Annotated in this window: 7 protein-coding genes and 1 pseudogene; 3 read left to right on the top strand and 5 right to left on the bottom strand. The window is 74.1% G+C overall.

What is annotated here, in order from left to right:
- Together AB0G08_RS24125 and hflX are read right to left on the bottom strand one after the other, a co-directional pair.
- A partial coding sequence (locus tag AB0G08_RS24125) for a hypothetical protein (RefSeq protein ID WP_358091707.1) occupies positions 1–1,314 on the bottom strand: 1,314 nt, incomplete at its 3' end.
- 51 nt (positions 1,315–1,365) lie between these two features.
- A complete protein-coding gene (hflX, locus tag AB0G08_RS24120) occupies positions 1,366–2,817 on the bottom strand; it encodes a GTPase HflX (RefSeq protein ID WP_358091705.1) in 1,452 nt (483 codons plus the stop codon).
- 175 nt (positions 2,818–2,992) lie between these two features.
- On the opposite strand from hflX, the gene AB0G08_RS24115 reads away from it, so the two are divergent.
- Positions 2,993–4,459 (top strand): NAD-dependent malic enzyme, encoded by a 1,467-nt coding sequence (locus AB0G08_RS24115; RefSeq protein WP_358091703.1) that lies wholly within the window; start codon positions 2,993–2,995, stop codon positions 4,457–4,459.
- Positions 4,460–4,597: 138 nt separating this feature from the next.
- Here AB0G08_RS24115 and dapF read toward each other — a convergent pair whose 3' ends face one another.
- The 3 genes from dapF to AB0G08_RS24100 are packed head-to-tail and all read right to left on the bottom strand — an operon-like array spanning position 4,598 to position 7,099.
- Entirely contained in the window at positions 4,598–5,449 is an 852-nt protein-coding gene (dapF, locus tag AB0G08_RS24110; protein ID WP_358091701.1) for a diaminopimelate epimerase, read from the bottom strand.
- Positions 5,450–5,456: 7 nt separating this feature from the next.
- Positions 5,457–6,383 carry a tRNA (adenosine(37)-N6)-dimethylallyltransferase MiaA gene (gene miaA / locus AB0G08_RS24105; protein ID WP_358091699.1) on the bottom strand — a complete coding sequence of 309 codons (927 nt, stop codon included), beginning with the start codon at positions 6,381–6,383 and terminating at the stop codon, positions 5,457–5,459.
- Positions 6,380–7,099 (bottom strand): hypothetical protein, encoded by a 720-nt coding sequence (locus AB0G08_RS24100; protein WP_358091697.1) that lies wholly within the window; start codon positions 7,097–7,099, stop codon positions 6,380–6,382. The genes miaA and AB0G08_RS24100 overlap by 4 nt, the downstream gene beginning before the upstream one ends.
- A gap of 276 nt (positions 7,100–7,375) precedes the next feature.
- On the opposite strand from AB0G08_RS24100, the gene AB0G08_RS24095 reads away from it, so the two are divergent.
- Together AB0G08_RS24095 and AB0G08_RS24090 are read left to right on the top strand one after the other, a co-directional pair.
- Entirely contained in the window at positions 7,376–8,584 is a 1,209-nt protein-coding gene (locus AB0G08_RS24095) for a DUF349 domain-containing protein (RefSeq protein ID WP_358091695.1), read from the top strand.
- A gap of 254 nt (positions 8,585–8,838) precedes the next feature.
- Positions 8,839–9,210, top strand: a pseudogene (locus AB0G08_RS24090) (cellulase family glycosylhydrolase); the annotation flags it as partial.
- Positions 9,211–9,248: the final 38 nt, after the last annotated feature.

The following is a 9,248-nucleotide window of genomic DNA, read 5'->3' as shown; positions in this document are numbered from 1 at the left end:
GCCGCCACGGGCGCCGCCGCCGGCCGGCGCGGGACCGCCGCGCCCACCACCGGCCGGGCCGCCGTACACCCCGCCCGCCGGCGCGCCGCCGTAGACACCGCCCCGCCCCCGGTCGCCCGGTGGGAGGAAGCCGTCGTCCGCCGGCCCAGGCCGGTCGTCGTCGAGGACGTCGTCCCGGTCCGGGCCGTCGTCGCCGCGGGGAGGCGCCGGCTTGCGCCGGGCCCGGAGGATGCCGAAGACACCGGCCGCCACCATCAGCGCGCCGATCACCCCCACGGCCGCGATCAGGTAGGTGATGTCACTCAGGCTCAGGCCGTCGAGCCAGGACTGGCCGGCCTTCTTCGGCGCGTCGCCCCCGCCGGCCACCGGTTTCGCGCCCTCCGTGGAGGGCGTGTAGCCGAGGATGTCGATCGGCGCGTCCTCGTCGAGCTGCCCGCCGTCGGAGACGGTGAGGAAGGTCTTGCCGTCGGGGCTGTAGCTGATCGCCTCGCCGAACGGGTCGGCGAGCGCCGTCACGCGGGGCGTGCCGCCGGTCAGGGCCGCCACGACGTTCCCCTCGGTCACGTCGTACTCGAAGGCGTCGGCGTAGGTGCGCACCACCACCCGGGAGCCGTCGGGGGACCGGGCCGCGCCGGTGATCGCCATGCGGCCCGGGGCGCCGAGCCGGTTGTCCGTGTCGGTCTCCGGCAGGCTGATCTCGCCGACCTTCTTCATCGGCACGGCCGGGCTGTCCCCGCTCTTCATCTTCTCGGCGGGCGTGAAGATCTGGGCCTTGCCGGACATCACCTTGGTGATGATCAACGGGTTGCCGTCGTCGCCGATCAGCAGCGCCTCGGCGTCGTGCCGCTTGCCCTCGGGGTAGGAGAGGCGGTGCAGCGCCGGCCGCTTCGACCCGCTGACCGGCATGCTCCACAACGCCACCCGTTCGCGCCGCTTGCTGTTGTCGCCGATGTCGGCGATCCAGAGCGTCTTGCCGTCCGGCGAGAGCGCCAGGTCCTCCGTGTCGAACGGCCCCTGTCCCGAGTAGCCGACCGGCTCCTTCGTCATCTCGCACTTGGCGTCGAGGAAGAAGACCCGCTTGCGGCTCTCCACCTCGGTGCCGTCGTTGATCACGATGTAGCCGCTCCTGGTGGCGACCAGGCCCGACAGCTCCCGCAGCCGTTCGTCGGTGACCGTGCACCGCTTCTTGCCCGGGGCGGCCGCGAGCGTGGACGCGGCCGAGGCGGGCGCCGCTGCCAGGGCGACCCCGGTACACGCCACGGTCGCCCCCAGCAAGCCGAGGGCGACCGTGACCGAAGAAACAGCGCGGCGCATTGAATCAGTGTCGCATGCCGGGCGTTTCCGACGCGTGACGCCGGGAGGGCGTCACCGCGCGCCGGCGACGGCCTGGCCCTCCTCCGCCCGGAACGGCGCCAGCTCGGCGGCGAGCGCCTCGCCGACCCGGACGTGCACGAGGGTGCCCTCCGGCAGGTGGGAGGTGCTCAGCACCTCGCCCTGGCGGTGCACCCGGGCCACCAGGTCGCCCCGGTCGTACGGCAGCACCGCGCGGACCTCCACGGCCGGGCGGGGCAGCCGCGCCTCGACGGCCTCGCGCAGCCCGTCGATCCCGCGGCCCGTGTGCGCGGAGACGAAGACCGCCTCCGGCCAGAGCCGCTTGAGCCGCAGCAGCGTCTCCTCGTCAGCCGTGTCGGTCTTGTTGACCACCAGCAGCTCGGGCAGCCGGTCGGCGCCCACCTCGGCGAGCACCTCGTGGACCGCCCGGACCTGCTCCTCCGGGTCCGGGTGGGTGCCGTCGACGACATGCACCACCAGGTCGGCCTCGGCGACCTCCTCCAGGGTCGAGCGGAACGCCTCGACGATCTGGTGGGGCAGGTGCCGGACGAACCCGACCGTGTCGGAGAGGGTGTAGAGCCGCCCGTCGGCCGTGGTGGCCTTGCGGGTGGTCGGGTCGAGGGTGGCGAAGAGCGCGTTCTCGACCAGCACGCCCGCCCCGGTCAGCCGGTTGAGCAGGCTCGACTTGCCGGCGTTGGTGTAGCCGGCGATGGCCACGGCCGGCACGGCGTTGCGGGAGCGCCGGGCGCGCTTGGTCTGGCGTACCGTCTTCATGCCCTTGATCTCCCGGCGCAGCCGGGCGATGCGGTGGCGGATCCGGCGCCGGTCGGTCTCCAGCTTCGTCTCACCGGGGCCGCGCAGACCCACGCCGCCGCCGGCGCCGCCGCCGCGACCGCTACCGCCGGTCTGCCGCGAGAGGGTCTCACCCCAACCGCGCAGGCGCGGCAGCAGGTATTCGAGCTGGGCGAGCTCGACCTGCGCCTTGCCCTCCCTGCTCTTGGCGTGCTGGGCGAAGATGTCGAGGATCAGCGCGGTGCGGTCGACCACCTTGACCTTGGTGCGCTGCTCCAGGTTGCGCAGCTGGGACGGCGACAGCTCACCGTCGCAGATCACCGTGTCGGCACCGGTGGCGAGGACGACCGCGCCGAGGTCGTCGACCTTGCCCCGGCCGACGTAGGTGGCGGGGTCGGGGCGGTTGCGCCGCTGGATCAGCCCCTCGAGCACCTGCGAGCCGGCGGTCTCCGCCAGCGCGGCCAGCTCGGTGAGGGAGTTCTCGGCGTCGCTCTGCGAGCCCTCGGTCCAGACGCCGACGAGGACCACGCGCTCCAGGCGCAGTTGGCGGTACTCGACCTCGGTGATGTCCGCGAGCTCGGTGGAGAGGCCGGGGACCCGCCGCAGCGCCTGCCGCTCCGACAGCTCGAACTCACCGGTGGTGGCGTCGAGCTCGTCGTCCTCGTAGGGAAGAAGGGTCTCCTGGTTGTGCAAGCCGGTCTCCTGTCCGTTCTGTCACGTACCGAGCAATCCTGACATGTGCCAACGCGGAACGCACCCGCTATATGCCCGCTCGAACGGGCCACAAAAGTGGGGGCGGATGCCGGAGGGGCCCGTAGGGGCGAGTAGAAATGCGGGGCGAGCCGTTCAGCGTCGACGGAGGGATCCCGTGGCCATCACCCGACTTCCAAGTGCCGGATTCTCGATCACGATTCGGATCGCCGTGCCGGCGGACGCGTCCTCGATCGGCCGGCTGACCACCTCCGTGGGTGAGGCCGGGGCGATCGTCACCGCGCTCGACGTGGTGGACTCCGACCCGACCCACGTGCTCGTCGACCTGACCTGCGACACCGCCGACGCCAGCCACGCCGACCAGGTCGTCGACGCGCTGACGGCGCTGGACGGCGTGGACGTGCGCAAGGTCTCCGACCGGACCTTCCTCCTGCACCTCGGCGGCAAGATCGAGGTCAGCTCGAAGGTGGCGCTGCGCAACCGTGACGAGCTGTCCCGGGCGTACACCCCGGGGGTGGCGCGGGTCTGCATGGCGATCGCGGAGAACCCGGCCGACGCCCGCCGCCTGACCATCAAGCGCAACACCGTGGCCGTGGTCAGCGACGGCTCGGCCGTGCTGGGCCTGGGCAACCTCGGGCCGGCGGCGTCGCTGCCGGTGATGGAGGGCAAGGCGGCGCTGTTCAAGCGCTTCGGCGGGGTGGACGCCTGGCCGGTGGTGCTCGACACCCAGGACACCGACGAGATCGTGCAGATCGTCAAGGCGATCGCCCCGGCGTACGGCGGGATCAACCTGGAGGACATCGCCGCGCCCCGCTGCTTCGAGATCGAGGCGCGGCTGCGCGAGGCGCTGGACATCCCGGTCTTCCACGACGACCAGCACGGCACCGCGATCTGCGTGCTGGCCGCGCTGACCAACGCGCTGCGCGTCGTGGGCAAGCAGCTCGCGGACGTCCGGGTCGTGGTCTCCGGCGCGGGCGCGGCCGGCACCGCGATCATGAAGCTGCTGCTGCGCCAGGGCGTCGGCGACATCATCGCGTACGACCGCCAGGGCGCCCTGCACCGCGGCCAGAGCGGGCTCAACCCGGCGTGGCAGTGGCTGGCCGAGAACACCAACAGGGAGAACTACTCCGGCGACCTGGCCGGGGCGGTACGCGGCGCGGACGTCTTCATCGGGGTGAGCGCGCCGAACCTGCTCACCGGCGACGACATCGCCACGATGGCCAAGGACTCGATCGTCTTCGCGCTGGCCAACCCGGATCCGGAGGTCGACCCGCGGGAGGCGCGCAAGCACGCCGCAGTGGTCGCCACCGGCCGCTCCGACCAGCCGAACCAGATCAACAACGTGCTCGCCTTCCCGGGCGTCTTCCGGGGCATGCTCGACGCGCACGCCGAGGAGTTCACCGAGGAGATGGCGATCGCGGCGGCCCGCGCCATCGCCGACGTGGTCGGCGAGGACAAGATCAACCCGACGGTGATCGTGCCCAGCGTCTTCGACTCCCGGGTCTCCCCGGCGGTCGCCGCGGCGGTCCGCGCCGCCGCCCAGAACCCGGCCCCGGCCCCCGCCGCCGACCCGGGCCCGGCCGACCTCCCCGAGATCGCCGCCGGAGCCAGCGCCACCCCCTGACCCCCACCCCCCACCCCCGCACCCCCCGTCGGGGTCGATCATGCAGTTGCGGTGCCCCGCAAATGGGGCACCGGAGGGCAATGTGCCCACCACAACTGCATGATCGACCGATAAGGGAGGGCGGAGGGGCGGGGCGGGTCAGGGAGCGGTGGTGAGGGTGGTGGGGTCGAGGGTGCCCGTGGCCACCAGGGTGGCCGGGCCGGCCAGCCAGCAGGAGTCCTCGGTCACCGTGACCGACAGGCGTCCGCCGGGGACGTCCACCGCCAGCACGCCGGTGTCCCGGCCGGCGTCGCGCAGGGCCACCGCGGCCACCGCGCAGGCACCCGTGCCGCAGGAGAGCGTCTCGGCGGAGCCGCGCTCGTGGACCCGCATGAGCACGTGGCCGTCGGTGCCGTCGACCGGCTCGCCCGGCGCCGTGAACTCCACGTTCACGCCGGCCGGGAAGACCGCCGGGTCGACGTCGGGGGCCCGGGTGAGGTCGAGCGCGGTCAGCTCCAGCCCGGCCGGCAGCGCGCAGACCAGGTGCGGGTTGCCCACGTCGACCGCCGTGCCGGGCAGGGTCAGCCCGCCGAGGGTGGCGGTCGCGGTGTCGTACAGCCGGGGGCGGCGCATCTCGACGGCGACGGCGTCGGCCGTGACCAGCGCGCGCACGACGCCGGCCCGGGTGACCACCGGCAGCGCCCCCTCCTCCGGCTCGGCCAGCCCGGAGGCGACCAGGTAGCGGACGAAGACCCGGGCGCCGTTGCCGCACATCTCCGCGAACGACCCGTCGGCGTTCCAGTAGTCCATGAACCACTCGGCCTCGCCGGACGCCCCGGCGCCCTCCGGATGCGCCGCGGCCCGGACCACCCGCAGCACGCCGTCGCCGCCGAGCCCGCGTCGCCGGTCGCAGAGGGCCGCGACCAGCCCGGGTGTCAGGTCGAGCCGGTTGTCCGGATCGGGCAGGATGACGAAGTCGTTGCCGGTGCCGTGGCCCTTGGTGAACTGCACGCCCCCATCATCGCGCAGCGGCGGGGAGCAGGCGCAGGGCGGCCGGGATCAGGTCCGGCGCGGACGAGTCCAGCCAGTGGATCCGCGGGTCGCGGCGGAACCAGGAGCGCTGCCGCCGCACGAAGCGCCGGGTGGCCCGCACGGTCTCGTCGTGCGCCTCGGCCTCGGTCAGCTCACCGGCGAGGAAGCGCAGCACCTGCTGGTAGCCGAGCGCGCGGCTGGCCGTACGCCCCTCGGGCAGGCCACGCCCGACCAGGCCCCGGGTCTCGGCGACCAGGCCGTCGGCCCACATCCGGTCCACCCGCAGCGCGATCCGCTCGTCCAGCAGCGCGGTGTCCAGGTCCACCCCGAGCTGCACCGAGGGGTAGTACGGGGTCGGGTCGGGCAGCGAGGCGGTGAACGGCGCCCCGGTCAGCTCGATGACCTCCAGGGCGCGGACGATCCGCCGGCCGTTGCCGGGCAGGATCCCCGCCGCGGCGGCCGGGTCGGCCTCGCGCAGCCGGGCGTACAGGGGCGCGGGGCCGACCTCGGCCAGCTCCCGTTCCAGCCGCTCGCGCACCGCCGGGTCGGTGCCGGGGAACTCGAATTGCTCCAGCACCGCCCGCACGTAGAGGCCGGAGCCGCCGACCAGCAGCGGCACCCGGCCCCGGGCCAGGATGTCGTCGACGGCGGCGCGGGCCAGCCGCTGGTACTCCGCGACGCTCGCCGGCTCGGTGACGTCCCAGATGTCCAGCAGGTGGTGCGGCACCCCCTCGCGCTCGGCCGGGGTGAGCTTGGCGGTGCCGACGTCCATGCCCCGGTAGAGCTGCATCGAGTCGGCGTTGACGACCTCGCCGTCGAGGGCGTGCGCGAGGGCGATGCTCAGCGCCGACTTGCCGGCCGCCGTCGGCCCGACCACGGCGACGACCGTCCCGGCCGACGGACGGTCGGTCACGCCGGCGCCCAGGACGACACGAGGTAGGCGACGCCGTAGGGCGCCGAGTAGTGGCGCAGCTCGCCGCGCCAGTCGCCGCCCGTCGCGCGGACCGCGCCGGCCAGCACCTGCCAGGGCGCGCGGCCGGCGGCCTTCAGCTGCGCCGACAGGACCGGGTCCAGGTCGAGCAGGGCCTCGGCGTCCGCGTCGGCCAGGGCGCGGGCGACCCCGTCGTCGTACGCCTCGGCGCGCGGGTCGTCGTAGCCGGGCGACTTCGGGCCGCGGCAGGCCGACCCGTCCCCCGTCACCAGCAGCGCGGTACGCGGCTCCGTCGCCGCGCCGAGCGCCGCCCCCAGCTCGGCGCACTGCACCGGGGACGCGTCGGTCGCGACGGAACGGGCCAGCCGGGGCAGCTCGGTGCGGGAGCGCCCGACCAGCCACGCGCCGATGGTCAGGCTCAGCGGCAGCCGCTCGCCGCCGGCGCAGTTCACCTTCCACAGCCGCACGTCCCGGTCGAGGCCGAAGTGGCGCAGCGAGCCGCGGTCGGCCGCGTTGAAGCGGGTGGTCTCCGGCCCGCCGCCGACCAGGACGATCACCTCGGGCCGGGCGGCGAGCAGGCCGGCGACCGCGGCGTCGCAGGCGGCACGGAGCTCGTCCAGCTCGGGCGCGGCGGCGCCGGCCAGCTCGGGGACGATCAGCGGCGGGTGGGGGCAGACGGCGGCGGCGACCAGAGGCACCCGGCAACGGTATCGGCACGACGGCGCCCGGCGTCCCGCACCCGCCCGACGACGGCCGCCGCGTCGGGGCGCGCCGTACGGTACGCCGTACGCCGGATTCCGACACTCCTCCCAGGAAGCCTGTCCGCGGGCGCTAGGACACCGTATGGTCACGGTCGGCGATAGGCGCTCGACGGGAACGGGGTCGCACCTGTGACAATGCCGGGGGAAACTTTGCTGCGCCGTGGCGGCGATCGCGGGACTGCTCCCCGACGCCGGGAGAACGAGGATGGGCACATGAGCGACTGGACTGCCTTCGGACGGGTGGACGCGGACGGCACCGTGTACGTCAAGACCGCCGACGGCGAGCGGGTGGTCGGATCCTGGCAGGCGGGAGCGCCCGAGGAGGGGCTGGCCCACTTCGCCCGCCGCTTCGACGACCTGGTGACCGAGGTCAACCTGACGGAGGCCCGGCTCAACTCGGGTGCCGCCGACGCCGGCCATTCACTGACCACCATCCGGCGGATCCGCGCGTCGCTGGCCGAGGCGCACGTCGTCGGCGACATCGACGCCCTGGCCGCCCGGCTGGACCGGCTCGCCACGGTCGCCGAGGAGAAGGCCGGCGAGGCCAAGGCCGCCCGGGAGGCCGCCCGCGGCGAGGCGCTCGCCCGCAAGCAGGCCCTCGTGGAGGAGGCGGAGAAGCTGGCCGCCGAGTCGACCGGCTGGAAGACCGCCGGGGACCGGCTCAAGGAGATCCTCGACGAGTGGAAGACCATCCGCGGGGTCGACAAGAAGACCGACGGCGAGCTGTGGAAGCGCTTCGCCGCCGCGCGGGACGGCTTCACCCGCCGCCGGGGCGCCCACTTCGCCTCCCTCGACGCGCAGCGCAAGCAGGCGCAGACGGTCAAGGAGGAGCTTGTCGCCGAGGCCGAGAAGCTCAAGGAGTCCACCGACTGGGCGGCCACCGCCAACCAGCTCAAGGACCTGATGAACCAGTGGAAGGCCGCCCCCCGCGCCTCCAAGGAGGCGGAGCAGAAGCTCTGGGAACGGTTCCGCGCCGCGCAGGACGAGTTCTTCACCCGGCGCAGCGAGGTCTTCTCGGCCCGCGACAACGAGCAGCGGGGCAACCTGGAGCGCAAGCAGGCGCTGCTCGCCGAAGCCGAGGCGCTGGACGTCGACGGCGACCCGAAGGGCGCGCAGGCCAAGCTGCGGGAGATCCAGGCCCAGTGGCACGAGGCCGGCCGGGTGCCCCGTGAGGCGGCGGCCGGGCTGGAGCGCCGGCTGCGCGCGATCGACGAGAAGGTCCGCGAGGTGATGGACTCCGCGTGGCGGCGCACCACCAAGGAGGACAACCCCCTGCTCGCCCAGATGCGGGCGCAGGTCGCCGAGGCCGAGGAGCGGCTGGCCCGGGCCCAGGCGGCCGGGGACGCCCGGCGGGTCAGGGAGGCCGAGCAGGCGCTGGCCTCCAAGCGGCAGTTCCTCCAGCTCGCCGAGCAGGCCGGCTGAGCCGGACGAGCCACCACGACGGCCACCGAGCCACCTCGGGCCGAGCCACCACGGAAGCCCCCGGTCCGCCACGGACCGGGGGCTTCCGGCTGTCCGCCCGGGACCGTCCGCCCGGGCACGGGGCGGTTGACGCATCGAGGCGCGCTGATCAGAATGAGCGGCGGAGCCAGGTCCGGCACCGGTGCGAGGGCACCGAGGGCGCACACCGCGTCGTCGGGGAACGCCGGTGGTCCCCGCGAGCGGCCGCATCCCGCGTGGCACGTCCCGTCGCACCCTGTCCGCGTACTCCTTCAGGGAGCGTGACGGCCGTCGCCCGGTTCCCGCCCGCGCCACCTGGGGTGGCGGCGGGCAGTTCGAACACGCTGCGCGTCCCGTACTCGAACGACGCGTTGAAGCCGGGCGCCACGGCCAGCGGCATCAACGACTTCGTCAACCCGGACCTGGTCGGGCTCTCCCCGCTACAGATCCTCGACAAGGTCATCGACTACGCCGGCGGCAAGGGGATGCGGGTCATCCTGGACCGGCACCGGCCGACCTCGGCTGGTCAGTCCGCGCTCTGGTACACCCCGACGGTCTCCGAGGCGACCTGGATCGACGACTGGAAGATGCTCGCCCGGCGGTACGCCGGCAACACCACCGTGATCGGGGCGGACCTGCACAACGA

The sequence above is a fragment of the Micromonospora sp. NPDC023644 genome (assembly GCF_040640115.1).
Lineage (GTDB): Bacteria > Actinomycetota > Actinomycetes > Mycobacteriales > Micromonosporaceae > Micromonospora.
This window is presented reverse-complemented; position numbering and strand designations above follow the sequence as displayed.